This is a genomic window from Methylobacterium variabile (assembly GCF_001043975.1).
Lineage (GTDB): Bacteria > Pseudomonadota > Alphaproteobacteria > Rhizobiales > Beijerinckiaceae > Methylobacterium > Methylobacterium variabile.
Map to the genome: position 1 here is coordinate 1 of NZ_LABY01000242.1, position 24,325 is coordinate 24,325.

At 73.4% G+C, this 24,325-nt stretch carries 24 protein-coding genes; 9 read left to right on the forward strand and 15 right to left on the reverse strand.

Features of this window, described 5'->3' with window-relative positions; genetic code table 11:
* Positions 1-163: 163 nt before the first annotated feature.
* On the reverse strand, positions 164-1,258 hold the full coding sequence (locus tag VQ02_RS28755) for an SDR family NAD(P)-dependent oxidoreductase (protein ID WP_048447674.1): 1,095 nt from the start codon (positions 1,256-1,258) through the stop codon (positions 164-166).
* The gene (locus tag VQ02_RS28760; protein WP_048447675.1) at positions 1,258-2,394 is read right to left on the reverse strand and encodes an NAD-dependent epimerase/dehydratase family protein; all 1,137 of its coding nucleotides are present in this window, start codon (positions 2,392-2,394) and stop codon (positions 1,258-1,260) included. The genes VQ02_RS28755 and VQ02_RS28760 overlap by 1 nt, the downstream gene beginning before the upstream one ends.
* 213 nt (positions 2,395-2,607) lie before the next feature.
* Here VQ02_RS28760 and mdoH point away from each other — a divergent pair, with 213 nt between their 5' ends.
* Complete coding sequence (gene mdoH, locus VQ02_RS28765) at positions 2,608-4,545, forward strand: glucans biosynthesis glucosyltransferase MdoH (protein WP_083469511.1); 1,938 nt, start codon at positions 2,608-2,610, stop codon at positions 4,543-4,545.
* 4 nt (positions 4,546-4,549) lie between these two features.
* Here mdoH and VQ02_RS28770 read toward each other — a convergent pair whose 3' ends face one another.
* The 3 genes from VQ02_RS28770 to VQ02_RS28780 all read right to left on the reverse strand — a co-directional run bounded on the left by VQ02_RS28770 (position 4,550) and on the right by VQ02_RS28780 (position 7,619).
* Complete coding sequence (locus VQ02_RS28770) at positions 4,550-5,014, reverse strand: hypothetical protein (protein WP_048447676.1); 465 nt, start codon at positions 5,012-5,014, stop codon at positions 4,550-4,552.
* A gap of 199 nt (positions 5,015-5,213) precedes the next feature.
* On the reverse strand, positions 5,214-6,335 hold the full coding sequence (locus VQ02_RS28775) for a helix-turn-helix transcriptional regulator (RefSeq protein ID WP_157080854.1): 1,122 nt from the start codon (positions 6,333-6,335) through the stop codon (positions 5,214-5,216).
* Between the two features lie 135 nt (positions 6,336-6,470).
* Positions 6,471-7,619, reverse strand: a complete 1,149-nt coding sequence (locus tag VQ02_RS28780) for a trans-sulfuration enzyme family protein (RefSeq protein ID WP_048447678.1) — start codon at positions 7,617-7,619, stop codon at positions 6,471-6,473.
* A 113-nt stretch (positions 7,620-7,732) separates the two neighbouring features.
* Here VQ02_RS28780 and VQ02_RS28785 point away from each other — a divergent pair, with 113 nt between their 5' ends.
* Entirely contained in the window at positions 7,733-8,275 is a 543-nt protein-coding gene (locus tag VQ02_RS28785) for a TspO/MBR family protein (RefSeq protein ID WP_048447679.1), read from the forward strand.
* Positions 8,276-8,525: 250 nt separating this feature from the next.
* On the opposite strand, the gene VQ02_RS28790 is transcribed toward VQ02_RS28785, so the two are convergent.
* Positions 8,526-9,506: a quinone oxidoreductase family protein gene (locus VQ02_RS28790; protein ID WP_048447680.1), complete on the reverse strand. Its 981-nt coding sequence runs from the start codon at positions 9,504-9,506 to the stop codon at positions 8,526-8,528.
* 110 nt (positions 9,507-9,616) lie between these two features.
* On the opposite strand from VQ02_RS28790, the gene VQ02_RS28795 reads away from it, so the two are divergent.
* A complete protein-coding gene (locus VQ02_RS28795) occupies positions 9,617-10,516 on the forward strand; it encodes a LysR family transcriptional regulator (protein WP_048447681.1) in 900 nt (299 codons plus the stop codon).
* Between the two features lie 15 nt (positions 10,517-10,531).
* Here the strand turns inward: VQ02_RS28795 and VQ02_RS28800 are convergent, their stop codons facing one another.
* The 3 genes from VQ02_RS28800 to VQ02_RS28810 form a co-directional block, all read right to left on the reverse strand.
* Entirely contained in the window at positions 10,532-10,912 is a 381-nt protein-coding gene (locus VQ02_RS28800) for a response regulator (protein WP_048447682.1), read from the reverse strand.
* A 198-nt stretch (positions 10,913-11,110) separates the two neighbouring features.
* A complete protein-coding gene (gene hpt / locus VQ02_RS28805) occupies positions 11,111-11,680 on the reverse strand; it encodes a hypoxanthine phosphoribosyltransferase (RefSeq protein WP_048447683.1) in 570 nt (189 codons plus the stop codon).
* Positions 11,677-12,423 carry a zinc-ribbon domain-containing protein gene (locus VQ02_RS28810; protein ID WP_048447684.1) on the reverse strand — a complete coding sequence of 249 codons (747 nt, stop codon included), beginning with the start codon at positions 12,421-12,423 and terminating at the stop codon, positions 11,677-11,679. The genes hpt and VQ02_RS28810 overlap by 4 nt, the downstream gene beginning before the upstream one ends.
* A gap of 139 nt (positions 12,424-12,562) precedes the next feature.
* On the opposite strand from VQ02_RS28810, the gene ftsE reads away from it, so the two are divergent.
* The 3 genes from ftsE to VQ02_RS28825 all read left to right on the forward strand — a co-directional run bounded on the left by ftsE (position 12,563) and on the right by VQ02_RS28825 (position 15,174).
* Positions 12,563-13,282, forward strand: a complete 720-nt coding sequence (gene ftsE, locus VQ02_RS28815) for a cell division ATP-binding protein FtsE (protein WP_048447685.1) — start codon at positions 12,563-12,565, stop codon at positions 13,280-13,282.
* An 18-nt stretch (positions 13,283-13,300) separates the two neighbouring features.
* Positions 13,301-14,257, forward strand: coding sequence for a cell division protein FtsX (locus tag VQ02_RS28820; RefSeq protein ID WP_048447686.1), 957 nt, complete (start codon positions 13,301-13,303; stop codon positions 14,255-14,257).
* Between the two features lie 167 nt (positions 14,258-14,424).
* Positions 14,425-15,174 (forward strand): YdcF family protein, encoded by a 750-nt coding sequence (locus VQ02_RS28825; protein ID WP_157080855.1) that lies wholly within the window; start codon positions 14,425-14,427, stop codon positions 15,172-15,174.
* A 13-nt stretch (positions 15,175-15,187) separates the two neighbouring features.
* Here VQ02_RS28825 and VQ02_RS28830 read toward each other — a convergent pair whose 3' ends face one another.
* From VQ02_RS28830 to lptB, 5 genes are all read right to left on the reverse strand, one after another.
* Positions 15,188-15,520 (reverse strand): hypothetical protein, encoded by a 333-nt coding sequence (locus VQ02_RS28830; RefSeq protein ID WP_157080856.1) that lies wholly within the window; start codon positions 15,518-15,520, stop codon positions 15,188-15,190.
* 2 nt (positions 15,521-15,522) lie between these two features.
* Positions 15,523-15,987, reverse strand: a complete 465-nt coding sequence (gene ptsN, locus VQ02_RS28835; protein WP_048447688.1) for a PTS IIA-like nitrogen regulatory protein PtsN — start codon at positions 15,985-15,987, stop codon at positions 15,523-15,525.
* A 90-nt stretch (positions 15,988-16,077) separates the two neighbouring features.
* A complete protein-coding gene (gene hpf / locus VQ02_RS28840) occupies positions 16,078-16,674 on the reverse strand; it encodes a ribosome hibernation-promoting factor, HPF/YfiA family (protein WP_048447689.1) in 597 nt (198 codons plus the stop codon).
* Positions 16,675-16,867: 193 nt separating this feature from the next.
* Positions 16,868-18,430, reverse strand: coding sequence for an RNA polymerase factor sigma-54 (gene rpoN / locus VQ02_RS28845; RefSeq protein ID WP_048447690.1), 1,563 nt, complete (start codon positions 18,428-18,430; stop codon positions 16,868-16,870).
* 527 nt (positions 18,431-18,957) lie between these two features.
* Positions 18,958-19,809 (reverse strand): LPS export ABC transporter ATP-binding protein, encoded by an 852-nt coding sequence (gene lptB, locus VQ02_RS28850; RefSeq protein WP_425339934.1) that lies wholly within the window; start codon positions 19,807-19,809, stop codon positions 18,958-18,960.
* Positions 19,810-20,349: 540 nt separating this feature from the next.
* On the opposite strand from lptB, the gene VQ02_RS28855 reads away from it, so the two are divergent.
* From VQ02_RS28855 to VQ02_RS28865, 3 genes are all read left to right on the forward strand, one after another.
* Positions 20,350-21,303 (forward strand): hypothetical protein, encoded by a 954-nt coding sequence (locus VQ02_RS28855; protein WP_048447692.1) that lies wholly within the window; start codon positions 20,350-20,352, stop codon positions 21,301-21,303.
* A 44-nt stretch (positions 21,304-21,347) separates the two neighbouring features.
* Positions 21,348-21,698 (forward strand): hypothetical protein, encoded by a 351-nt coding sequence (locus VQ02_RS28860; protein ID WP_048447693.1) that lies wholly within the window; start codon positions 21,348-21,350, stop codon positions 21,696-21,698.
* Positions 21,699-21,793: 95 nt separating this feature from the next.
* Positions 21,794-23,038, forward strand: coding sequence for an amidase (locus tag VQ02_RS28865; protein WP_048447694.1), 1,245 nt, complete (start codon positions 21,794-21,796; stop codon positions 23,036-23,038).
* A 70-nt stretch (positions 23,039-23,108) separates the two neighbouring features.
* Here the strand turns inward: VQ02_RS28865 and VQ02_RS28870 are convergent.
* A partial coding sequence (locus VQ02_RS28870) for an NAD(P)/FAD-dependent oxidoreductase (RefSeq protein WP_048447697.1) occupies positions 23,109-24,325 on the reverse strand: 1,217 nt, incomplete at its 5' end.

Consider the following 24,325-nt stretch of genomic DNA (forward strand, 5'->3'; position numbering starts at 1 on the left):
GGTGGGGGTCCCGCCCGGGACGCAAAAGCCTTTTCCCCCCGTGCCCGGTTAAAGCAAATAATCCAATGGGGTCTTCCGCCATGAGGCCGGCGCACCCGCCGCCCCGCCACCATGCCGGTGCCGCAGGCTCCGGCATGGAACCGAATCGCGTCTCGCGCGCGGCTCAGGCCGGCATCGCCTGCCGCGCCGCGCCCCCGAGGCGCAGGCCCCGGCTCTCGGCGAGCCAGTCCGCCAGGCGGGCGAGGCCCCGGCGCCACAGCAGCGGGGCCGCGAGGCCGAGGTCGGCGGCGGCGCGGCGGGTGTCGGAGACGTAGTAGCGCTGATCGCCGGCGCGCCATCCCTCGAAGGCGAGGTCGAGGGGATGGCCGACGATCGCCTCGATCGCCCCCAGGACCTGGCGCAGGGACACGGCGTTCCCGGGACCGCCGCCGAGGTTGTAGGCCCGGCCCCGCACCGCCCCGATCCGCGCGAGCGCCGCCCGGTAGGCCGCGACCGCGTCGCCGACGTCGAGCACGTCGCGGACCTGGCAGCCGTCGCCGTAGACCGTGATCGGCCGTCCCTCCAGGGCCCGGATCAGGAAATGGGCGACCCAGCCCTGGTCCTCGGTGCCCATCTGGCGCGGGCCGTAGATGCAGCTCATCCGCAGCACGCAGGTCGGCACGCCGAAGCTGCGGGCATAGTCGAGCACGTACTGGTCGGCCCCGCCCTTGGAGCAGCCGTAGGGCGTGTGGAAGTCGAGGGAGCGCTCCTCGCCGATGCCGTGGGCCAGGATCTCCGGGTCGGCCGGCACGTAGGCCTCCCCGTCGCGCCGGAAGGTCAGGTCGGCGAGGTCGCCGTAGACCTTGTTGGTCGAGGCGAAGATCAGCGGCGGCGGGTCGGCGCGCCGGCGCAAGGCCTCGAGCAGGGTCACGGTCGACCCGAGATTGACGGCGAAATCCGTCACCGGATCCGCGAGGCTCGTCGTCACGGCGACCTGGGCGGCGAGGTGGACCACCGCCGAGGCCTCCGCCGCCGCCGCCGCGAGGCTTCCCGCGTCGCGCACGTCCGCCGTCACGGCGGCGATCCGCTGCGGGTGGCGCGCCTTCAGCCAGGCCAGGTTCGCCTCGACGCCGGGGCGCAGCAGGGCGTCGTAGATCAGCACGTCGCGCCCCTCCGCCGCCAGGGCGTCCGCGAGGTTCGCGCCGATGAAGCCGGCGCCGCCGGTGATCAGGACCGGGCGCCGGCCGGCCGCCGAGTGGTTCGCCGCGTGGTCCGCCATCACGCCACCAGCCCGCGCCGGTCGAGCTCGCGGCGCGCCTCCTCGACCCGGTCCCGGGCCTCCTCCTGCTCCGCCACCCAGGCGGCGAGCTCCTTCAGGCCGTCGGCGAAGTCGCGGGCCGGCCGGTAGCCCAGCTCCTCCCGGGCCTTGGTGATGTCGGGGATGCAGTGCCGGATGTCCCCCGCCCGGGCCTTGCCGGCGATCTCCGGGGTGAGGTCGGGCCGGCCCATCGCCTGGGCCAGCAGGGCGGCGACCTCCCGCACCGAGCGGTCCTCGCCCGAGCCGATGTTGTAGACCTGGCCGGCGGCCCTGGGTCGGTCGAGGGCGAGCAGGAAGGCCTGGGCCACGTCGTCGACCTGCACGAAGTCCCGCCGCTGGTGCCCGTCCTCGAAGATCACCGGGCGCGCGCCGTTGTGCAGACGCGAGGCGAAGATGGCGAGCACGCCCGTATAGGGGTTCGACAGCGCCTGGCCCGGTCCGTAGGCGTTCCAGAGCCGCAGGGCCACGCCCTCCATGCCGTAGGCCGGGGCCAGCATCAGGGTCAGGCGCTCCTGGGCGTACTTGGTGAGCGCGTAGACCGAGGCGAGCGCCGGGCGCTTCCATTCCGGCGTCGGCACCGGCACCAGCGGCCTTCCCTCCTCGTCGAGGGGGTCCCACGGGGCGTCGGGGCCCGGGCGGGGCTGGCGCACCACCTCCTCGCGCACCCGCCCGTCGGCGCCGCGATACAGCCCCTCGCCGTAGACGCTCATCGAGGAAGCCACCACCACCCGCCGCACCGGCCGCTCGATCAGGGCCTGGAACAGCACCGCGGTGCCGTGGTCGTTGACCGCGACGTAGCGGTCGACGTCGTACATGCTCTGGCCGACCCCGACTTCGGCGGCGAGGTGGATCACCGCGTCGACGCCGGCGACCGCCTCGGCGACCGCACGCCCGTCGCGGACGTCGCCGACCTGCAGCTCCACCGCGTCGGGCAACCCTTCCGGGCGGGCCCGCCCGCCCTCGCCGTGGATCTCGCCGTGAACTTGCGGGATCATGCCGTCGAGCACGCGCACCCGGTCGCCCCGGGCGACGAGGGCCCGCGCCACGGCCCGGCCGATGAACCCGGCCCCGCCGGTGATCAGGATCGTCTGCGGCACCCTTCGCGCTCCTTGCCCGCCATGGCCGGCCCGGTGCGAGCCGGGCTGGATACATCTGGGCTGTATCTATGGGAGCGGGGCGCCGCGAACAGGTGTCATCGTTCTGGCGTCATTCAGACCGATTGATCCATGACGTGCCGGCGGGGCAGCGCGGCCACGGCGCCCTGCGCCCGGCCCTTTTCGGCCCTCACCCACCGAGTACACGCGACCCTCATGTCCCTCGTTCCCCCGTCGCACGATGCGGTGCCGGCTGCGCCCGGCGCGGACCTCACCCAGCGGCAGGATGCCGCGTCCCTGCGCCGTCGCCGCCTGGCGCTGGCCCTGCCGACCGTGGCGACGGCTCTCGCCATCGCGGCGGCGGCCTCGGCGAGCGTCGGCGTGCCGGACGGGCCGCTCGAGGCCGCGGTGCTCGTCCTGTTCTGCCTGGCGATGGCCTGGCAGGCCTACATCGCCTGGCAATACTTCTACGGCGCGGTCGCGGCCGGCCTCGGCGCCCGGGTGATGTCGGCGGTGGAGCGGCAGGCCGCGGGACTCCGGCCCGAGGCCAGCGGCCGCAGCCGCACCGCCGCCGTGGTGGCGATTCACGCCGAGGACGCCGCCGCGGTCTTCGCCGCCATCCGGGTCATGGCCCGCTCCCTCGCCCGGACCGGGGGCGACGGGCGCGACCTCGACATCTTCGTCCTCAGCGACACCCGCGACCCCGAGATCGCCGCGGCCGAGGAGCGCGAGTTCGCCCGCATCCTCGCCTGGCGCGAGCAAGCTCGGTGCGAGGCCGCCGGGCCCGGCCTGCCGGCGATCCGCTACCGCCGCCGCCAGGACAATGCCGGGCGCAAGGCCGGCAACATCGGCGAGTTCTGCGAGACCTACGGCCACGAGTACGACTTCATGATCGTCCTCGACGCCGACAGCCTGATGACGGGGACCGCCATGCGCCGCTTGGTGCGGCTGATGGAGGAGAACCCGCGGGTCGGCCTGATCCAGACCGTCAGCTACGCCGCCGGGCGCGACACGCTGTTCGCCCGCATCCAGCAATTCGCGGTGCGGCTCTACGCCCCGCTGTCGATCCGCGCCCTCGAGACCTGGCAGGGGCCGGACGGAGGCTACTGGGGCCACAACGCCATCCTGCGGATCGAGGCCTTCGCGGCGAACGCCGCCCTGCCGGTGCTGCCCGGGCGCCCGCCGCTCGGCGGCGAGATCCTGTGCCACGACACGGTGGAAGGAGCGCTCCTGCGCCGGGCCGGCTGGGAGCTGCGCCTCCTGCCCGAGGAGCCCGGCACCTGGGAGGAGATGCCCACCAACCTCACCGACCTGCTCGGCCGCGAGCGGCGCTGGTGCCAGGGCAACCTGCAGCATCTCGGCGTCATCCGCCTGCCGGGCCTCACCGCCGGCAGCCGCTGGCACATCGGGGCGGGCATCCTGTCCTACCTCGCCGCGCCGGTCTGGATCGCCTTCTTGGGGTTGGGCACCTGGCAGGCCGTGCGCAGCGGCGATCTCGGGCTGCTTGCCTACGGCCTCACCAGCGAGGGGCCGGCGGCGGCGATCCTGGCCTGCTTGAGCCTCGCCGTGCTGGCGCTGCCGAAGCTCCTCAGCCTCGGCCACGTGCTGCTCTCGCCCGAGCGCCGCGCCGCCTTCGGCGGCACCCGGCGGCTCCTCGTCAGCGCCGCCCTCGAGCAGGCCCTGTGGGTGCTGCTCTGGCCGGTCCTGACCCTGTTCAACGCCGGAGCCGTGCTCTCGACCTTCGCGGGTCGCGTGGTGCGCTGGGACACGCAGGCCCGCGACGATCGCCGGGTGCCGTGGTCCGAGGCCTGCCGCCTCCAGGCCGATTCCCTGGTGGCCGGCGGCCTGCTGGCGGTGGCGCTGGTCTACGCCGCCGACCCGCTGCTGACACTCTGGATGGCGCCGCTGGTTCTCGCCCTGCTGGCGAGCCCCGCGCTCAGCGTCCTCACCAGTCGGTCCGACCTCGGCCAGGCGGCACGCCGGCGCGGCCTCTTCCTCACCGTCGACGACACCGCCCAGGCGCAGGAGCTGCGCGACCTCGCGGCGGCCCGCGCCGCGCCGCCCCCGGCTCTCCCCCGGCCGCAGCCGGTCCGCGGCGAGGCCCCGGTCTGGCTCGCCACCGCCACCGACGACGCCAAGGCTTCGCCGCGGTGACGCCTCACCGCGCCGGCTTGCCCAGGACCTTGAGCGGGTCGGTGCGCTGGCTCGGCGAGGGCTCGGCGGTCAGGCTGTCGGCCCGCTCCTCCGGCCGGCCGCGGGTGCTGCCGGTGGTGGTGGGGCTGCCCTGGCCGGCGGTGGCGCCGTTGCGGGGGCTCGTTACCGGCACGCTGCCGCTGGCGAGCTCCAGGCAGGTCAGCATCTCGACGTAGCTCGGAAAACCGCCGGCCCGCGATTGCTGCGAGCACTGGTGCTTGGCCGAGCCGGAGAACTCGCTCCAGCGCTTGCGCAGCTCGTCGCCCGCGGACCGCTCGGAGCGCAGACAGCCGTCCGAGCCGGACTCCTGGCTGACGGAGGCGCGGCCGGGCGAGTTGCAGGTGCCCTCGATGTCGAGCTTGGGCGGACCATCCGCCGCGACGAGCACGAGATGCGCGCTCAGCAGCGCGAGGGGCAGGGCGGCGGGCATGGCGGGTCTCCCGGGTCGGGCGTGGATCAGCTTCGCCGGGCCAACGCGCGAACAGCCCCGCCGGCTCCCGCTCGCGTCCGTCAGGCAGTCGGCCGACGCGAGAACGGGGCGGCCGGCGCTCTATCCGACCGGGTCGAGAACGGTGGGAAGGGCGGGACGTTGCGGGTGTGGCACGGTAAGATCCGGGCCGCCGCAACGGTCAGGAATCGATGTCGAAGTCGCGGACGATCCCCGTCGCCAGGCGGACCAGGTCGGCCTGGCGGCGCGTCCGGGTCGCGGCGAAAGCCGCCTTGAGGTGGTACTTGATGGTATTGGGCGACAGGCCGGTCCTGCGGGCGTGATCCTTGAGGCCGTCGCCCCGGAGCAGCGCCGCGACGAGGCGGGCGGCGGGCGGCGACAGGTCGAGCGTCGCCATCAGGAGCGGCGTCGGATCCGAGGACGGCCGATCGGGGTCGGAGACCTGGACCATGAAGCCGCCGGCCGGCGCCGGGGCGAGCCGCAGCGTGTAGGGGGCGCGGGTCCCGTCGCCGCCGCGCGGGACCGGCAGGACCGCCGGTCCGGTCGCCGGTCCTCCCGCCGCCAGCAGGTCGCGCAGGCGCCGGGCCGTCGGCGGGTCGCGGATCTCCAGGCGGCCGGCGCGGCTCAGGGCCAGCCCGTCGCCCCGGGCGAGGAGCGCGCGGGCGGCGGCGTTCGCCCGGCTCAAGGCCCCCGACGGCGTCAGCACCAGGACGGGAACGGCGGTGGCGTCGAGGGCATCGGCCGCCATCCGGGCCTCGCCCGCGATGGCGAAGAAGCGCCGCCGCAGCTGGACCGCCTGGGCGAGGTGCGGGATCAGCGCCTCGAAGTCGCGGATCTCGTCGTCCCCGAACGGCTCCCGGTCGGGGCCGCGATGCACCGCCACGATGCCGAGCCGGCCCTCCTCGTTGACCACCGGGCCGCCGAGGGCCTCGCGCAGGCCGAGCGGATGGTAGAACTCGCGGATGAACGGCAGGGCCAGGATCTCCGCCTGGCTGAACAGCCGGTCGCTCGCCGCCGCCCGGCCCACCGGCAGCCGCGCCATCAGGCCCGGCAGAGGATCGATCCGGGCAAAGCCGTCGCGGTAGCGGCTCTGCGCGTCGTCGTCGAACAGGCCGTGGCCGCGCACCACGTCGGCCAGCGGCAGCAGCCGGTCGACGTAGAGGAATGCGGCCGAGCGGCAACGGAACCGCGCCGCCAGCAGGTCGAGCATCGTCGGCAGCGCGTCGTCGCGCGTCACGCTGCCGTAGAGCGCCGCGAGCAGGAGGTCCGGCGCCGGCATCCCGGAATCGGATGAGGGGTCCAAGCGTCGCCGGTCTCCACACCAGCGACTTGGCCGGCGACTTGCAGAGTTGCCAAGCCTCGAAGTCCGGTCAAGTCGTCGCGACGGGCCGACGATGCGTCCGGGCAGTACGGCCGCATCGACGGAATGGGCCGTGCTTTATCGAAGGGCCTGATCCAGGTCGGCGTAGAGGTCGTCCGCGTCCTCGATGCCGACGGAGAGCCGCAGCAGGTCCGGCGGGCAGGGGGTGCTCGGGCCCTCGATCGAGGCGCGGTGCTCGATCAGGCTCTCGACGCCGCCGAGCGAGGTCGCGCGCTTCCACAGGCCCACCCGGGCCGCCGCCCGGATCGCCGCCGCCTCGCCCGCTGCCACCCGGATCGACAGCATGGTGCCGAAGCCGCCGGTCATCTGACGGGCCGCGACCGCGTAGCCGGGATGCTCGGGCAGGCCCGGATACAGCACCTGGGCCACCGCCGGGTGGGCGGCGAGCCGTCGGGCGAGCGCGTCGGCATTCGCCATCTGGGCGGCGATGCGCACGTGCAGGGTGCGCATCCCGCGCATCAGCAGGTAGGCCTCGAACGGCCCGAGGATCGCGCCGTTGCCGGAGCGGATGCGCTGGATCCGGGCCCAGAACGCGTCCGCCTTCGCGCCGGCGAGCGCCCCGGCGATCACGTCGGAATGGCCGTTGAGCACCTTGGTGGCAGCGTGCATCACCACGTCGGCGCCGAGGCTCAGGGGACGGGTCACCACCGGCGAACTCGCGGTCGAGTCGACCGCCAGGCGCGCGCCCGCCGCGTGGGCGATCGCGGCGGCGCCCGCGATGTCAGTGACGGTCCAGAGCGGGTTCGAGGGGGTCTCGAGCCAGACGAGCTTGGTCTCTCCGGGCCGCACCGCGCCCTTCAGGGCGTCGAGGTCGTCGGTGGCGACGAAGTCCACCCTCAGGCCCCAGCGGGTCGCCTCCTCGGACAGCCAGCGGCGCAGGGCCCAGTACATCACGGTCGGCGCCACGATGTGGTCGCCGGGGTCGAGGGCGCCGAACACCGCCGTCGCGGCGGCCATGCCGGAGGAGAACAGCAGCGCGCCGGCCTCCGCCTCCTCCAGCATCGCGATCACGGCTTCCGCCTCGCGCACGGTGGCGTTGTCGGGCCGGCCGTAGACGTAGCCGGACGAGTACTGGTTGTCGGGGTCGCGGATGTAGGTGGTGGCGACGTGGATCGGCGGCACCACCGCCTTGGTGACCGGATCGACGTGGCCGAGCGCCTGGGCGGCGAGGCTCTTCTTCGACCAGGGGCGCGGGGCGCTGCTCATGCCGGGACTCCAGGGTGCGGCCGGATTGCGATCGGGGATTTTGATCCTCCGCCGCCCTTGCAGAACCGGTGCCCGGGCGCAACCTCCATCCGGGAATAGCACCCGAGCCCCTGATGCCGCCCGCCGCAACCCTGCCCCACACCGATCCCGCTCCCGGCCCCGGCCGACCCGTCCTCCCTCCCGTGCCGCGCCTCCTCGCCGCGGTCTTGCCCGTCGCGGCGGTCGCGGTGCTCGGCAGCCTGTCCACCACGCCCAACATCCCGACCTGGTACGCGGGCCTGGCCAAGCCGGGCTTCACGCCGCCGAACTGGGTCTTTCCCGTCGCCTGGACGATCCTCTACGCCCTGATCGCCTTCGCGGGGTGGCGCGTGCTCGGCACCGCGCCGGCCACGGGCTCCCTGCGGCGCACCCGCACCCTCGCGCTGTCGGCCTTCTTCGTCCAGCTCGCCCTCAACGGCGCCTGGACGCCGGTCTTCTTCGCCGCCCACGACTTGGCCGGCGGCCTCGTGGTGGTGGTCGCCCTCCTGGTGATGATCCTGTGGACGATCCGGCTCTTCGCCTCCCTCGACCGGGTGGCGGCCCTCGTCCTCGTGCCCTACGCCGCCTGGGTCGCTTACGCGACCGCGCTCAACGCGGCGATCTGGTGGATGAACTGACGTAACCCGTCACCCTGCCGAGTGGCCAGTCGAGAACGCGAGGGTTTGCAACTCTCCGAGGCATCCCGGGGCGCGCCGCAGGCGAGCGTCCGGGATCCATGACCATTGGCGGTACGGAACGAGGCGGAACGCGGTCCGGCTCCTTCTGTAACCTCAGCGTTCATGGATCCCGGGTTCCGCTGCGCGGCCCCGGGATGCCGCCGAGGTCTTCAGGACCGTCGAAAGAATTTGAATCCCTCGACGATGTGCCTCAGGGCACCAGCACGATCGCCCCGGTGACGGCGCGTGCCTCCGCGGCCTCGTGCGCCTCCACCACCTGGTCGAGGGGGAAGCGAGCGCCGACATCGACCGCCACGTGTCCCCGGCCGATCGCGTCGAACAGGTCGGCGGCGTTGGCCCGGAAGGTCTTCGGGTCGGCGTTGTGCGGGAACACCGAGGGGCGGGTCAGGAACAGGCAGCCCTTCTTGTTGAGGAGATCCGGGTCGATCGCCGGGGCCGGGCCCGAGGCGGCGCCGTAGGAGACGACGAGGCCGAACGGGGCGGCGCAGTCGAGGGACTTGAGCAGGGTGTCCTTGCCGACGGCGTCGTAGACGACGCGGGCCTTGGTGCCGCCGGCGGCCTTGAGGAAGGCCTGCGGCCAGTCGGGATCGGTGAGGTTCACCACCGCCTCGCAGCCGGCCGCCAGCGCCGCCTCGCGCTTGCCCGGCGAGCTGGTGGTGCCGATCACCCGCGCCCCGAGGGCGGTGGCCCAGCGGGTCAGGATCTGGCCGACGCCGCCGGCGGCGGAGTGAACCAGCAGCAGGTCTCCCGCCTGCACCGCGTGGGTCTTGCGCAGCAGGTACTGCGCCGTCATCCCCTTGAACAGCAGGGACGCGGCGGCCTCGTCGCTCACTGCGTCGGGCAGCCGCACGAGCTTTTCCGCCGGCACGTTGCGCCGGTCGGCATAGGCGCCGACGCCGGCGTTCATGTAGGCCACCCGGTCGCCCGGCTTCAGGTCGGCGACGCCGGGACCTACCGCCTCGACGACGCCCGCCGCCTCGAAGCCGAGCCCGGTCGGCAGATCGAGCGGGTAGATGCCTTTGCGCTGGTAGACGTCGATGAAGTTGAAGCCGACCGCCGTCTGGCGGATCTGCGCCTCGCCCGCGCCGGGGGCGGCCAGCGCCTCGCTCGCGAGGGTCATGACCTGCGGCGGGCCGAACTCGGTGATCACCACGCGGCGTTGGGTCGACATGTCTGGCCTCTCCTCTGGACTGCCCCGCTCGTCCGCCCGGTATGAGCCCGCGGGGTCGCGTGATAAATCCTGGCCCGAGTTCGAGATTTGAAACGCGCGGTTTTTGATCGATGGATCGTCTGTCCGGCATGGAGGCCTTCGCCAAGGCCGTCGAGGCGGGGTCCTTCTCCGCCGCCGGCGAGACGCTCGGGCTCACCCCGCAGGCAGTCGGCAAGCAGGTGCGCCTGCTGGAGGAGCATCTCGGCGTCCGGCTGATCAACCGGACGACGCGCCGCCAGAGCCTGACCGAGGCGGGGCGCGAGCTCTACGAGCGGGTCCGCATCATCCTGGCCGAGGTCGAGGCGGCGGAGGCGGTCGCGGCGAGCAGCCGGGCGGTGCCGCGGGGCCAGATCCGGGTCAACGCACCCGTCACCTTCGGCGCCTACGAGCTGGCCCGGGTCCTGCCCGGCTACCTCGCGGCCTATCCGGAGGTCGACGTCACGCTGACCCTCTCCGACCGGAAGGTCGACCTCATCGAGGAGGGCTACGAGGTCGTCTTCCGGGTCGGCCCCCTGGCCGAGAGCAACCTGATCGCCCGGCCCCTGCGCCCGATGGACTTCACCCTCTGCGCCGCCCCGTCCTACCTCGCCGCCCGGGGCGCGCCGGCCGCGCCGGGCGACCTGACGCGGCACGAATGCCTCGGCTTCGCCTACCTGGCGACGGGGGATCAGTGGCGCTTCGTCGGGCCGGAGGGACCCGAGGCGGTCGAGGTGTCGTACCGGCTCCTCGTCAACAACGGCCAGGCCCTGCTGACGGCGGCGCTCGCCGGCCTCGGCCTGCTGCTGCAGCCGACCGCGCTGGTGCGGGACGCCGTCGCGGCGGGGCTTCTCGTGCGGGTGCTGCCGCATCACCGGCCGGTGTCCCGCCCGATGCACCTCCTCTACGCGCCAGACCGGCGGATCACGCCGAAGCTGCGTTCCTTCGTCGATTTCGCCCTCGACCACTTCGCCGGCCCGGCGACCGCGGGCTGACGCGCCGGCCGCCTCTCAGCGGGCCGCCACCGCCCCGGCGGCGCGCAGGGTCCGGGCCACGGTGGCGCGCATGTCGGCGAGGGTGAAGGGCTTCGTCAGCACGTCGGCTACGATGGCGTCGAGGCCGCGGGCGCGCTCGCGCTGGTCGGCGAAGCCGGTCATCAGCAGGATCGTCAGGTCGGGATAGTCGCGCTTGGCCGCGAGCGCCAGGGCGATGCCGTCCATCAGCGGCATGCGGATGTCGGTCAGCATCAGGTCGAAGCCGCTCTCGGCCAGCCGGTCGAGACCGTCGCTGCCGTCGACCGCGGTCACGACCGTGTGGCCGTCCATCTCCAGCCCGCGCTTCAGGAAGCCGCGGATCGGTTCCTCGTCGTCGACCAGCAGGATGCGCGCCATGTCCTCTCGTCTCTCAAGCCTGAATGAGCCGCGCGGACACGGCGACTGTGGTCGGGCGCACGGCTCGGGGTCAAGCCGCTGCGGCGGCTGAGGTTCCGCTTTCCCGCCGCATGCCGGCAAACGGCTCGGCCGCGTGGCAATTGCGCATCGCTCCGGACCTCGGGAGCCCGGCGCCGGATTCCCGAATTCGGATCCCTTTTAGCCCTTGTCGAACAGATCCGGCTCACCGTCGCCGTAATCGACGAGGCCGACGAAGGGAAGTTGCCGGAAGGCGTGGGCCACGTCCATGCCGTAGCCGACCACGAACACGTCCGGGCAGGTGAAGCCGACGTAATCGGCGTCGATCGTCACCGCGCGCTTGCCGGGCTTCTCGAGCAGCACGGTGGTGAGGACCCGGCGGGCGCCGCGGGCCATCAGCAGGTCCTTGGCGTAGACGAGGGTGCGGCCGGATTCGAGGATGTCGTCGATCAGCAGCACGTCGCGCCCGCGCACCTCGCTCTCGACGTCGCGCAGGATCGCGACCTGGCCGGAGGACACGGTGGCGGCGCGGTAGCTCGACAGGTGGATGAACTCGACCTGGGGCGCGAGCCCGGCCCGGTGCAGGGCCCGGATCAGGTCGGCGGCGAACATGAAGCTGCCCTTGAGCACCGCCACGACCAGGAGGTTCTCGAGCGGCTGGTCCGCGATGGCGCGGGCGATCTCCTCGTTGCGCTGCGCGATGGCGGTTTCGTCGAAGAGGACGCGGACGCGGGGCAGGGGCGGGTTCATCGGTCTCGGTCGTGGGCGTTCATCGGAGCCTTCAGGCTGACGGCAGAATCCCCGCTGTCAACCGCGGCAAAGCGGACCAGCACCGCCCGTCCCCTGGCGGGAGGGCCGGCGAGCTCGGCCCGGAAGCGGGCGGATTCCTCCGGCTCGAGCCGCGCCCGGGGGGCCTCGGCGGTCCAGCGATAGACGACCTGGCCGTGCTCGTCGCGCACCTCGAGGCTGAGCGGGGGCACCGGCACCGTCCGCGCCGAGGCGCTCACCACGTCGCCCTCGACCACGAGCCGGCCGCCGGAGGCGTCCGGCACCTGGTAGGCGGCGATGTCCCGGAAGGCGAGGCCGCGCAGGTTCACTGGCAGGCCGACCGCCGCGTAGAGCCGGGCCGTCTGGGGCAGGGCCCGGACCAGGGCCGTCCGGCCGGCGGGCAGGAGGGCGGCCATGACCGCACCGCAGGCCGCCACCGCCGCGGCGGCCGCGACGAGGCGCCGGCGCGGGCCGGCGGCGCCCCCCTCGGCGGTGCGTCCCCGCGGACCGGCGCGGCGGGACGGGGCGCCCGCCGGCCCCGCAGCGGCGGTGAACACCGCCTCGCCGGGTGGCGAGAGCGCCGGGCCTCCGGCCGCCTCCGCGGCGGGGGGCGGCACGAACCAGGGCTCGCGGCAGGCGGCACAGCGCACGGTGCGCCCGCCGGGGCCGATCCGCTCGGGATCGAGCGTATATTCGCTTGCGCAGGACGGGCAGACGATCAGCATGGCGAATCAGTCGGGCGCGGCACCAGGGCCGGACCACGACTCCTCCCGCTACAGCCTTAATGCATGGTAAAGCGGCCGGGCCGCGAGAGCGCGCGCCGGCCAGCGGCCCGGGCCGCGAGACACCCGCAACGGAGACCGGATGGACGCGAGAACGGACAGGGGGACCGGAAGCAGCCTGCTCGGCGGGATGGACGAGCCGGTGGTCCGGTTCGAGAATGTGGGGATGCGCTACGGGGTCGGCCCGGAGGTCCTGAGCGACATCAGCTTCACCATCGCCCCGCACTCGTTCCAGTTTCTCACCGGCCCATCCGGGGCCGGCAAGACGACGCTGCTTCGCCTGATCCTGCTCTCGGTGCGGCCGAGCCGGGGCCTGGTCTCGGTGTTCGGCGAGGAGGTGAGCGGCATCTCGAGCGAGGCCCTGACGTCCCTGCGCCGGCGCATGGGCGTGGTCTTCCAGGATTTCCGCCTGCTCGACCACCTCACCACCTACGAGAACGTCGCGCTGCCGCTGCGCGTCCAGGGCCGGGCCGAGACGAGCTACCGGGCCGAGGTGGTGGAGCTGCTGCGATGGGTGGGCCTCGGCGAGCGCATGCACGTGCTGCCGCCGCTGCTCTCGGGCGGCGAGAAGCAGCGCGCGGCGATCGCCCGGGCGCTGATCGCCCGGCCGGAGCTGCTGCTCGCCGACGAGCCCACCGGCAACGTCGACCCGCAGCTCGGCCGGCGCCTGCTGCGCCTGTTCGTCGAGCTCAACCGCCTCGGCACCTCGGTGCTGATCGCCACCCACGACTTCGCCCTGATGGACCTCGTCGACGCGCGCCGGTTCATCCTGGGCAACAACCGCCTGCGGATCGAGGGATGAGCCGCGCGAGGGATCGTCATGTCTGAGGGCGCGACCCTGGAGCGAGCGCCGCGGGCGACGCCCGCCGCCGACCTGCCGCCGACCCTGCGCCGCAACGCGCCCCTGGTCCCGACCGACACCAGCGCCGGCCGGGCGCTCGCCGCCGTGATCGCGATCCTGACCTTCCTCGCCGCCCTCTGCGCCGGAGGTGCCGAAATCGTCGCCTCGAGCGCCGCGCAGTGGCAGGGCTCGGTGGCGCAGGAGGTGACGATCCAGGTCCGCCCGGGGCCGGGCCGCGACACCGACGCCGACGTCGCCACGGCGGCGGCGCTGGCCGCCGCCACCCCCGGCGTCGCCGCGACGCGCCCGTTCTCGAAGGGGGAATCCGAGCGCCTGCTCGAGCCCTGGCTCGGCAGCGGCCTCGACCTCGGTGACCTGCCGGTGCCGCGGCTGATCACGGTCCGGCTCGGCAGCGGCACGCCCGACCTCGGCTCCTTGCGCCAGCGCCTCGCCGAGGCGCTGCCCGGGGTGGCGAGCCTCGACGACCACGCGCTCTGGCTCTCGCGCCTCTCGACCATGGCGAACACCGTGGTGGGCGTCGGCATCGCCGTGGTGGCACTGGTGCTGCTGGCCACCGGGCTCGCCGTCACCTTCGCGACCCGCGGCGCCATGGCGGGCAACCGCGAGGTGGTGGAGGTGCTGCACTTCGTCGGCGCCGACGCGGACTTCATCGCCCGCGAGTTCCAGCGCCGCTTCTTCCGCCTCGGCCTGCGGGGCGGCGGGATCGGGGCGGCGGCGGCGCTCGGGGTGATCGGGCTCGGCGGCGCCCTCGCCCGGCTCTGGCGCGCCGGCCCGGCGGGCGACGAGATCGAGGCCCTGTTCGGCGGCTTCGCCATCGGCTGGCGCGGCTATGCCAGCGTGGTGCTGATCGGGGTGATCGCCTCGGTCGTCACCGCGGTCGTCTCGCGCCTGACGGTGCGGCGCTTCCTCGACTGACACCAGCCTGACGCTAGGTACGGGGCCTAACCTCGGCCCGTGCCCGCTCTTCACAGGGGCTCGGAGCGGGCCGTGAACGATTCGGCCCTCGGGGCGGTTGCCTCTCGGCCGCCGCAATCGGCACTATGCTCGACACGGGTGAGATAACCTCGCGGATGCAGCGCGGAATGACAACGCGAACCGGCGACGTGGTGGGCTGGTCCTGGTCGGGCGGCGGGCCCGAGGGACGGCCTCCGGTCCGGTGGAGCCTGCGCCGCCGCCTCGCCCTGGCCGTCACCGGGCTCGGCCTCGTCGCCGGGGCGGCCCTCGGCCTCGGCTTCCTCGCCTTCGTGGCCGGCCTCGCCCGGTCGGAGCGGATGCCGCTCGCCCCCTCCGACGGGATCGTGGCCCTCACCGGCGGGGCCCAGCGCATCGAGGACGCGATGGACCTGCTCGCCGGCGGCTACGGCCGGCGCCTCCTCATCACCGGTGTCAACGAGCGCACCAGCCGCGACGAGATCGCCCGCCTCAACCCGGGCCAGCAGCACCTGATCGCCTGCTGCGTCGACCTCGACTACCGGGCCCGCAACACCATCGGCAACGCGATCGAGATCCGGCGCTGGATGCGCGAGAACGGCTTCCGGAGCGTCGCCGTCGTGACCTCGAACTACCACATGCCGCGCACCCTGGTGGAGCTCGACCACGCGCTGGCGGAGGGCCACCGGGTGGTCCCCCACCCGGTCGTCTCGGAAGGGATCGATCCCGACCAGTGGTGGCGCCACCCGGCCTCGGCGCGGCTCCTCGCCTCCGAATACGCGAAGTTTCTGGTCGCCTGGATCCGCACCCGGTTCGAGAACGATCCCGAGCACTCGAGCGCGGCGGTGCTGGTCAGCCGCGGGCATCCGGTGAAGGTGGTGGCCGAGCCGCTGGTGCGGTGACCGCCGGGGCCGCCTACCGTCCCTTGCAGCGGGTCCGCAGCAGCTCCGAGAACTCCTTCTCCGAACCCTGCACCTGGGCCAGGCGCTCGCTGCGCTCGCTGCCCGAGAGGCAGCGGCCGTACACGGTCGCGGCGCGGCGCATCGTGTCGACGTGCTGGCGCCAGCCGCGGCACCGGTCGGCCTCGCTGTCGCCGAGGGTCTCCAGGCGCTCGATTGCCACCCGCTGGGAGGATTGCGCCACCAGGAGGTCGCGGGCGCAGGTGCCGTCGACGGCCGAGGCCGGGCCGGTTGCGGCGAGCAGGGTCGCTGCCGCGGCGAGCAGCGTCGCGGGCAGGGGAGGGCGCATGGTCACGCCGCCTGGGCGGGGGATTGGGTCAGGAGGGCGTAGAGCGCGTCGGCGTCCCGCGCCGCGCGGATGCGGTCGATGATGCCGGGCTCGCGCAGCACCCGGGCGACCCGGGCGAGCGCTTTCAGGTGGTCGGCCCCGGCGCCCTCGGGCGCCAGCAGCAGGAAGGCGATGTCGACCGGCTGTCCGTCGAGGGCCTCGAAGTCGACCGGCCGCTCGAGGCGGGCCATCAGGCCGAACAGCGTCTCGAGCCCCGGCAGCTTGCCGTGCGGGATCGCCACGCCCTCGCCGATGCCGGTGGAGCCGAGACGCTCGCGCTGCAGCAGCGTCTCGAAGATCTCGCGCTCGTCCAGGCCCGGCAGGTGGCGGGCCGCGTGCGCGGCCAGCTCCTGCAGAACCTGCTTCTTCCCCTGCGCCCGCAGCGCCGGGAGGACCGCCTCCGGCTTCAGGAATTCCAGCAATGGCATCGAGACCGCTGCCTCATCGGCGGGGAGCGCGAAGGCGCGCCCTGCTCATGTTCCAGGACCGGAGGCCCTCCGGGAGAGGGACGAGCCCGCTCACGGAGTACCGCGTTCCGGCGGATCGATCCAGCCGATCGCACCGTCGCCTCGACGGTATACGACGTTGACCCGCTCGGTTCCAGCGTGAACGAAGACCAGGACGGGGACGCCGGTCAGATCCAGCTCCACCACCGCCTCGCTGACCGTGCGCCGATGCAGGGTGCGGGTGCTCTCGGCGATGATCGGCGGATGCTCGCCGGTATCCTCCTCGGGCGCCTCCATCACCGAGTAGGCTGCCTCCATCACGGCGGTGTCCTCGGGGAGGGTCCCGTCGACGGCCATGTCCTTGGCGTGGCCGTTGGGATGGGACTTGAGGCGGTGCTTGTAGCGGCGCAGGCGCTTCTCGATGCGCTCGGCGGTCTGGTCGAAGCTCGCATGGGCGTCGTGGGCGGCGCCCGAGGCCTCGAGGGTGATGCCGGAGGGCAGGTGCAGGACGCAGTCGGTCCGGTAGGCGCTGCCGTCCCGCCCGACCGTCACGTGGCCGTGGTAGGCGCCGTCGAAGTACTTGGTGAGGGCGGAGGCGATCCGCTGCTCCACCCGCGTTCTCAGGGCTTCCCCCAGATCCACGCCACGACCTGACACGCGCAACGCCATCGACTCCCTCCGGTCTCGTTGTTCGTCGGCCCGCATCCCGGGAACGTCTCCGGCACAGGGGCCAGCACCTCAAGAGCTAAGAACGCCCGGACGCGAAGTCAACGAAGCCGGCTCAGCAGCGGCAGGTAACAGGCCTTCCGGCTGCCGGTGCCGTCGAGCGGGTCCGGAGCGCGCCTCGCGCGCCGCGAGGCGATCAGCGCGCCGGCATCGCGGCACGCTCGCGCCGACGCTCGATGGAGGACGGGATGCGCAGGGATTCCCGGTACTTCGCCACGGTGCGGCGGGCGATGTCGACGCCCTCGCCGCGCAGGCGCTGCACCAGGGCGTCGTCCGACAGCACGTCGCCGGCGGTCTCGCCGTCGATGAGCTGCTTGATGCGGTGGCGCACCGCCTCGGAGGAGTGGGCCGCGGCGCCGGCCGCCCCGGGAATCGCCGCGGTGAAGAAGTACTTCATCTCGAAGGTGCCGCGGCTGGTGCCGATCGACTTGTTCGAGGTCACCCGCGAGACGGTGGATTCGTGCATCCCGATCGCGTCGGCGACCGTCTTCAGGTTGAGCGGCCGCAGGTGGGCGACGCCGTTGACGAAGAACCCGTCCTGCTGGCGCACGATCTCGCTCGCCACCTTCAGGATGGTGCGGGCGCGCTGCTCCAGGCTGCGGGTGAGCCAGTTCGCCGTCTGCAGGCACTCCGACAGGAAGGCCTTGTCGGTGTCGGTTTTCGCCCCGCGCGACACGGTGGCGTAGTAGCTCTGGTTGACCAGCACCCGGGGCAGGGCCTCGCTGTTGAGCTCGACGAGCCACGAGCCGTCGGGGGCCGGACGCACGAACACGTCGGGCACCAGCACCTCGACCGGGCCGGAGCCGAAGGCGCGGCCGGGCTTCGGGTCGAGGCGGCGCAGCTCGGACAGCATGTCGCTCAGATCCTCCTCGTCGACGCCGCACAGGCGCCGCAGGGAGGCGAAGTCGCGCTTGGCCACGAGGTCGAGGCGCGAGACCAGGGCCTGCATCGCCGGGTCGAAGCGGTCCTGCTCGCGCAGCTGGATCGCCAGGCACTCGGCGAGGTCGCGGGCGCCGATGCCGGAGGGGTCGAAACCCTGCACCAGCGTCAGCACCCGCTCGACGAGGGCGAGGGGTACGCCGAGGCGCTCGGACAGGGCGGCGAGGTCCTCGCGCAGGTAGCCGGCCTCGTCGATGGCGTCGACCAGGAAGCCGCCGACCAGGCGCTCGACGGGGTCGCGGGTCGCCAGGTCGAGCTGGGCCGAGAGGTGCTCGTGCAGCGAGGATTCGGCGGTGAGCGTCGCCTCGAAGTCCGGTGCCTCGCCGTCGAAGCTGCCCCCGGCATTGCCGTAGGGGGCGGGCGTCAGCGACAGCCCCTCGGACCCCGCCGGCGCCTCGCGGGTCGCCGGGCCGTCGTCCGGAAACACGTTGTCGAGGCGGGTGCCGAGATCGCCCTCGATCTCGCTGCGGCTCGGGTTCAGGTCGTGGGAGAGCCAGGGCTCGGCCGAGGCCTCGCCGTCGAAGCCCTCGCCGTCGGGCCCGTCCCGGGCGGGCTCGGCCGCCTCGCCCCGGGGCTCGCCCGCCTCGCCGGACACCTCCGCCTCGGCCCGCTCCAGGAGCGGGTTGCGCTCGAGCTCGGCATCGACGTAGGCCGCGAGGTCGAGGTGGGAGAGCTGCAGCAGCTTGATCGCCTGCAGGAGTTGCGGCGTCATGACCAGGGCCTGTCCCTGGCGCATCTCGAGCCGTTGCAGCAAACCCATCAGCCAGCCCCGACATGCGACGCCCCGGTGAGGGCCGGGGTCGGCACAACTCTTGCTTCAGAAACCTGAAAGCAGCTTTAACCCGAAGCCGGACATGCGTCAAAGCGATCGTGGCGGCCCTGCGTGATCCTCGACGAGGGTGGCGCAGGGCGGGGTCGGACGCCAGTGGAAAGGCGATGGCTTCCGGCGAGGGTGCGGCGGCGACGCAGGAGGAAGGGAAATCGGTTGGGACGTGGTCGAAGTAGAGTCCGACCGCGGCCAGCATGATGTCATTCCGCGAACTTCGCAACCGCTCGGGCGCGAGCGGAGAACGATGCGCGCGTGTCGCCAACTCTCCGCGTCATCCCGGGATCGCGCAGGGGAGTCCGAATCCAGGCGCGCAGGGGCGTCTTGCGCGCGACGGAGGCGGGCCCGCCTCGTCCTGCGCGGTCAGCTCTTCCGGATCCGGGTCTCGCCTGGAGCGCGCCCCGGGACGACGATGGCGGACGTCGCTCCCGCCGACCGGGGCGGCCACGCGGCTCCCGCCGCTACAGGCGGAAATCCTCGCCGAGATAGAGCCGGCGCACGTCCTCGTTCGCCACGATCTCGTCGGGGGTGCCCTCGGTGAGGATGCGGCCCGAATGGACGATGTAGGCCCGGTCGATCAGGCCGAGCGTCTCGCGCACGTTGTGGTCGGTGATGAGCACGCCGATGCCGCGGCCCTTGAGGTGCATCACCAGTTCCTGGATGTCGCCGACGGCGATTGGGTCGATGCCCGCGAAGGGCTCGTCGAGCAGCATGAAGGAGGGCGAGGAGGCCAGCGCCCGGGCGATCTCGCAGCGCCGCCGCTCGCCGCCCGACAGGGCGATGGAGGGCGACTTGCGCAGGCGGGTGATGTTGAACTCGTCGAGGAGCGAGTCGAGCTTGCGCTCCCGGGCCTTGCGGTCGGGCTCGACCACCTCGAGCACCGCCCGGATGTTGTCCTCGACGTTGAGGCCGCGGAAGATCGAGGCCTCCTGCGGCAGGTAGCCGATGCCGAGCCGGGCCCGCTGGTACATCGGCAGCCGTGTGATCTCGTGCCCGTCGAGGCTGATCGTGCCCCGGTCGGCCGAGACGAGGCCGGTGATCATGTAGAAGATCGTGGTCTTGCCGGCGCCGTTGGGGCCGAGCAGCCCCACCGCCTCGCCGTTGCGCACGGTCAGGCCGGCATCGTGCACCACCGTGCGGGCGCCGTAGCTCTTCTTGAGGCCCGCCACCGCCAGGATGCCGGGCCCGCCGAAGCCTTCGCCGTCGCGGTCCTCCGGCAGGTCGGCCGCGCCGGGCTTGCGTCGGCGGCCGAACAGGCGCCCGAGGCGCGAGACCGCCGGCGTCGCATGGTCGGGCATCGCGTGGCCGGGCATCGCCTGGGCTTGAAGCGGCAGGGCGGAAGGAAGGGTCACGGGGGCAGGCTCTCTCGCGAAGGATGCCGGATCGCCGGCGCCCCGCCGCGCCGGCCTTTCCGCCCCAGGCGGCCGTGCAGCGGGTGAACGGCGCCGGTTTAGCCGAAGCCGGCCCCTGCCTGCAATGCATCGCACTCCGTGCCTCGGGGCGGCGGCGCCGGGTGGTCTCGCAGCACTCCGCGACGCCCGGTCGGGTCCGGGCAGATCGCTCCGCTCGAGCGAGCGCCGGGTGCGAGTGTTCGGGACAAGGCGATGCCGATCGGATCATCCGATTTGAGTATTGACGAGCGAACATCAGAGGAAGCACTATTGATGTACATTGTAGAAATTTATTCTAAGTATCTCGCGCGAGTGTCGCATGCTTGATGCTTTGTGCTCAGATCTCGGTTTGCGTGGAAATCCTGGGCAATGAGATGGTCGTTGCGATGTTCCGTCCGCATGGACGGCGAGTGCGCGCGAGAGGAGTCGTCACCGATGCCATGATGATCGAGGGAGGGAGAGATGTTGCGAGTAACGGCTGATGTATTTTCCGGACGGCCTGATCCGACGTGGATCATCTCCGACGAGAGCGAGGCGCGTGCCATCCTGCGCGACGTCATGAAGGAGCGGCACCTGACGGCGGAGTCCGCTCCCGCCGATGCCGGCCTCGGCTTCCGGGGTCTGCTGATCGAGCCCGTGACCGACGAGATCGCGCACGATTTCGACCTGCAGGGCTCGCTCTACCTGCCGGCCGGTCCCGGCGCCGCCGACCATCGGGCGAACGCCCTCGCCGAGCGCCTCGTCGCGTCGATGAGCAAGGCGCAGCCGGACAATGCGGCGATCCAGGGCGGGGCAGCGAAGGCCGAGGCGGCGGCGCAGGTGCCGCTCGATGCGGCGCTCCAGACCTTCCTGACGCAGCAGCTCGAGCGGACGAGCCGGACCTCGCAGGCGGATGCCCGCGGAGCGGCGGGGGCGGAGGCCGCCGAGGCGACGGCGGAAGCCGAAGCGGCCGTCACCTGCACGATCGAGCTGGGCGCCTTCAATCCGGGCTTCTGGAACAACGATGTGAGCGTGCGAAGCAGCAACAACTGCTACAACTACGCGAGCAACAAGCGCACCAACACCTTCGCGCAGCCCGGGCGGGGCTGCGGCAACATGTACAAGGCGATCACCTGCCAGGAGGTCACGCGCGCGGCTTTGTGCGACAGGCTTCACCGGCGCTTCGACTGCTTCCCCGATGGCGAGAAGCCGCGCTACCTGGTCGCGCTGGTCGTCGCACCGGGGCCAGGCTTCGTCGACTACCACTGGTATCGCAAGCAGAAGGAGGGGTTCTGGGGCCACAAGCCGGGATCCACGGCGGCCCGCAACACCGACAACAGCAACCGCGTGATTACGAATCCCGAGACATGCAACCGCGGGCCCTATACGCAGTTCTGCGGCTACTTCTATACCTGTCGCTCCCAGCTCATCCGCTGACGGGCCCTGCCCGCGCGGGCGGGCCGGGCATCACGGAGGCGGGCATGCCGGTCGACGTCGAGGTGGATCTCTACAGCGGCCGGCCGAACCCGCGCTTCCCGCTCTCGCCCGCCGCCGCGGCCGAGCTGGAGCGGCGCCTGGACGCGCTCCCGCCCGCGGCGGCGGGAGCGGCGACGCGCGACGGCCTCGGCTATCGCGGCCTGCGCGTCGCGCCCGGAGGACGCTTCGCCGACGTCTTCGTCTCGGCGGGCGTCGTGGAGCTCCGGGACCGCGCCGGCCGCACGCTCTCCCGCGCCGATCCGGGCCGACGCCTCGAACGGTGGCTGATCGAGGACGGGGCCGGCCATCTGCCGGCGGACGAGGCCCGGATGCTGCGCGACGACCTCGCCCGGTGAACCGGGTTTGGATCCGTGCGGCCGGGACCGCGACAGGGCCGGGCATTGGGCTTACAACAACGCCCGACACGCTTGCACCCGCCCCGGACGGCCCCATGCTCTCGCTCCTCGACCTCTGCGCCCGAATCGATGCCGGCCGGCTGACGCGGGAGGGGGCGGTCGGCCTCGTGCGCGAGGCGATCGCGGCCCGCGAGCCGGAGGTCGGCGCCCTGGTCTGCGTCGATCCGGCCTCGGTCATCCCCGCGGGCGGGCCGCTCGCCGGGATCGCGGTCGGGCTCAAGGACATCATCGACACCGCCGACCTGCCGACCCGGATGGGCTCGGCCATCTACGACGGCTGGCAGCCGCGGGCCGATGCGCCGGTGGTGGCGCGGCTGAAGGCCCTCGGCGCGGTGCCGCTCGCCAAGACCACCACCACGCCCTTCGCCTTCCTCGACCCCACCGCGACCCGCAACCCGCACGCGCCCGGCCACACGCCGGGAGGCTCCTCGGCCGGCTCGGCCGCCGCGGTGGCGGCCGGGATGCTGCCGCTGGCGCTCGGGACCCAGACCGGCGGCTCGGTGATCCGCCCGGCGGCCTTCTGCGGCGTCGTCGGCGTCAAGCCCTCGTTCCGGCTGCTGCCGACGGTCGGCGTGAAGTGCTACTCCTGGGCGCTCGACACGCTCGGCCTGTTCACGGCCGGCGTCGCCGACGCCGCCCACGCGCTGGCGCTGCTGGCCGACCGGCCCGCCATCGCCCGCACCGGCGATCCCGGCGCGCCGCGCATCGGCGTCGTGCGCCAGGAGTTCTGTGCCGCTCCTGACCCGGAAGCGGAGGCCGCGCTGGCCCGGGCGGCCGAGGCGGCCGAGCGGGCCGGCGCCGTCATCCGCGACCTCTCGCTGCCGGACGCCTTCGGGGAGGCCTTCGCGGTCCACGGCACCATCCAGGACTACGAGGCGCGCCAGGCCCTGGCCTGGGAATACGCGACCCACCGCGACGCGCTGCCGCCGCTCCTGCGCGCCGCCCTCGACGCGGCGCAGGAGATCGAGACCGCCGCCTACGACGCCGCCCGCCGCACCGCCCACCACGCCCGCCGCGGCCTGAAGGACGTCTTCTCCGAGGGCGGCCTCGACGTGCTCCTGACCTACGCCGCCCCGGGCGCGGCGCCGGCCGGCCTCGCCCAGACAGGCGACTCGCGCTTCAACCGCCTCTGGACCCTGATGGGCGTGCCCTGCGTGACCCTGCCGGTCGACCGGACGTCCGCGGGCCTGCCGGTGGGCGTGCAGGTGATCGCCCGGTTCGGCGACGACGGCCGCGCGCTCGCGGCGGCGGGGCTGATCGAGCGGGCTTTGCGCGGGTAGGCTGGCGCGAGAGCCCCGCCCGCGACCTTGCGCCGGACGCTTCCGCGCCGATTGCGGGCGCGCGCCGGTGTCAGAGACCCCCGTCCTGCAGCCGGTACCAGGTCACCACCGCCGAGGCGTAGAGGCGGTGCAGCCCGTGCAGCGGCAGCGGCGTGATCGGGCTCGGGGCGACGGGCAGCGCGTCGGCGTCGCCGCGGGCGATGAAGGCGGCGATGGCCTGGCCCATGCGGGTCTGGAGGCCGACGCCGCGGCCCTGGCAGCCGATGTCGATGATGAGGCCCGGCTCGGGCTCGTGCAGGTGGGGCAGGTAGTCCCGGGTGACCGCCACCCGGCCGCACCAGCGGTGGTCGAAGCCGATCCCGGCGAGCTGCGGAAACAGCTTCGGCACGATCCGCTCGAGGTGGGCCCAGTCGGCCGGTCCCTTGGGCTCGCGGAACGGCCCGCGCCCGCCGAGCAGCAGGCGGCCGGTATGGTCGAGGCGGAAGTACAGCAGCAGCTTGCGGGTGTCGGAGGAGACCTGGCCTTCCGGCAGCACCGTGCGGCGCAGGTTGTCCGAGAGCGGCGTCGTCGCGACCTGGAACGAGTTGGCCGCGATGATGGTCCGGCGCAAGGACGGCCAGAGGTCGTCCGAGTAGCCGTTGGTGCACAGCACGACCCGCCCGGCCGTCAGGCTCGGGCCGGGCCGGTCCGACGGGCCGGTGCGCACCGTCCAGGTGTCGCCCCGGCGCGACAGGCCGGTCACCGGCGTGCCGGTATGGATCGCCGCGCCCGCCGCGAGCGCCGCGCGGGCGAGGCCGCGGGCGTAGGCGAGGGGCTGGACCGCGCCGCCGCGGCCGTCGAGCCAGCCGCCGCGGTAGCGCTCGGTGCCGAGCAGCCGGTCGGTCTCGGCCTTGTCGAGCAGGCGGGCCGGGGCGCCGCGCTTCGCCCACTGCTCCGCCCGGCGCTCGGCCTGTGCCAGGCCCTCGGCGGTGTGGGCGCCCTGGATCCAGCCGGTGCGGGTGTGCGGCACCTCCATCCGGTGCCGGGCGATGAGGTCGAACACCGCGTCGGCGGTGCCGGCCCCGAAGGCGGCGAGGCGCTCGCCGCGCTCCGCCCCGAACATCTGCACCAGTTCGTCGGGGTCGTGCTTGAGCCCCGGGATCACCTGGCCGCCGTTGCGGCCCGAGCCGCCGAAGCCGATCTCGCGGGCTTCCAGCACGACGGGCCTGAGGCCCGCCTCGGCGAGGTGGAGCGCTGTCGAGAGGCCGCAGAAGCCGCCGCCGATCACCACCACGTCGGCCCGGGCGG

Coding starts and splice junctions, on each gene's coding strand:
- VQ02_RS28865 (WP_048447694.1), top strand. CDS start 21,794: ATGCTCTCGCTCCTCGACCTCTGCGCCCGAATCGATGCCGGCCGGCTG.
- VQ02_RS28790 (WP_048447680.1), bottom strand. CDS start 9,506: ATGTCGACCCAACGCCGCGTGGTGATCACCGAGTTCGGCCCGCCGCAG.
- VQ02_RS28780 (WP_048447678.1), bottom strand. CDS start 7,619: ATGAGCAGCGCCCCGCGCCCCTGGTCGAAGAAGAGCCTCGCCGCCCAG.
- hpf (WP_048447689.1), bottom strand. CDS start 16,674: ATGGCGTTGCGCGTGTCAGGTCGTGGCGTGGATCTGGGGGAAGCCCTG.
- VQ02_RS28800 (WP_048447682.1), bottom strand. CDS start 10,912: ATGGCGCGCATCCTGCTGGTCGACGACGAGGAACCGATCCGCGGCTTC.
- VQ02_RS28795 (WP_048447681.1), top strand. CDS start 9,617: ATGGATCGTCTGTCCGGCATGGAGGCCTTCGCCAAGGCCGTCGAGGCG.
- VQ02_RS28820 (WP_048447686.1), top strand. CDS start 13,301: ATGTCTGAGGGCGCGACCCTGGAGCGAGCGCCGCGGGCGACGCCCGCC.
- VQ02_RS28860 (WP_048447693.1), top strand. CDS start 21,348: ATGCCGGTCGACGTCGAGGTGGATCTCTACAGCGGCCGGCCGAACCCG.
- mdoH (WP_083469511.1), top strand. CDS start 2,608: ATGTCCCTCGTTCCCCCGTCGCACGATGCGGTGCCGGCTGCGCCCGGC.
- ptsN (WP_048447688.1), bottom strand. CDS start 15,987: ATGCCATTGCTGGAATTCCTGAAGCCGGAGGCGGTCCTCCCGGCGCTG.
- VQ02_RS28830 (WP_157080856.1), bottom strand. CDS start 15,520: ATGCGCCCTCCCCTGCCCGCGACGCTGCTCGCCGCGGCAGCGACCCTG.
- VQ02_RS28785 (WP_048447679.1), top strand. CDS start 7,733: ATGCCGCCCGCCGCAACCCTGCCCCACACCGATCCCGCTCCCGGCCCC.
- VQ02_RS28825 (WP_157080855.1), top strand. CDS start 14,425: ATGACAACGCGAACCGGCGACGTGGTGGGCTGGTCCTGGTCGGGCGGC.
- VQ02_RS28755 (WP_048447674.1), bottom strand. CDS start 1,258: ATGGCGGACCACGCGGCGAACCACTCGGCGGCCGGCCGGCGCCCGGTC.
- lptB (WP_425339934.1), bottom strand. CDS start 19,809: ATGCCCGGCCACGCGATGCCCGACCATGCGACGCCGGCGGTCTCGCGC.
- VQ02_RS28810 (WP_048447684.1), bottom strand. CDS start 12,423: ATGCTGATCGTCTGCCCGTCCTGCGCAAGCGAATATACGCTCGATCCC.
- ftsE (WP_048447685.1), top strand. CDS start 12,563: ATGGACGCGAGAACGGACAGGGGGACCGGAAGCAGCCTGCTCGGCGGG.
- rpoN (WP_048447690.1), bottom strand. CDS start 18,430: ATGGGTTTGCTGCAACGGCTCGAGATGCGCCAGGGACAGGCCCTGGTC.
- hpt (WP_048447683.1), bottom strand. CDS start 11,680: ATGAACCCGCCCCTGCCCCGCGTCCGCGTCCTCTTCGACGAAACCGCC.
- VQ02_RS28855 (WP_048447692.1), top strand. CDS start 20,350: ATGTTGCGAGTAACGGCTGATGTATTTTCCGGACGGCCTGATCCGACG.
- VQ02_RS28770 (WP_048447676.1), bottom strand. CDS start 5,014: ATGCCCGCCGCCCTGCCCCTCGCGCTGCTGAGCGCGCATCTCGTGCTC.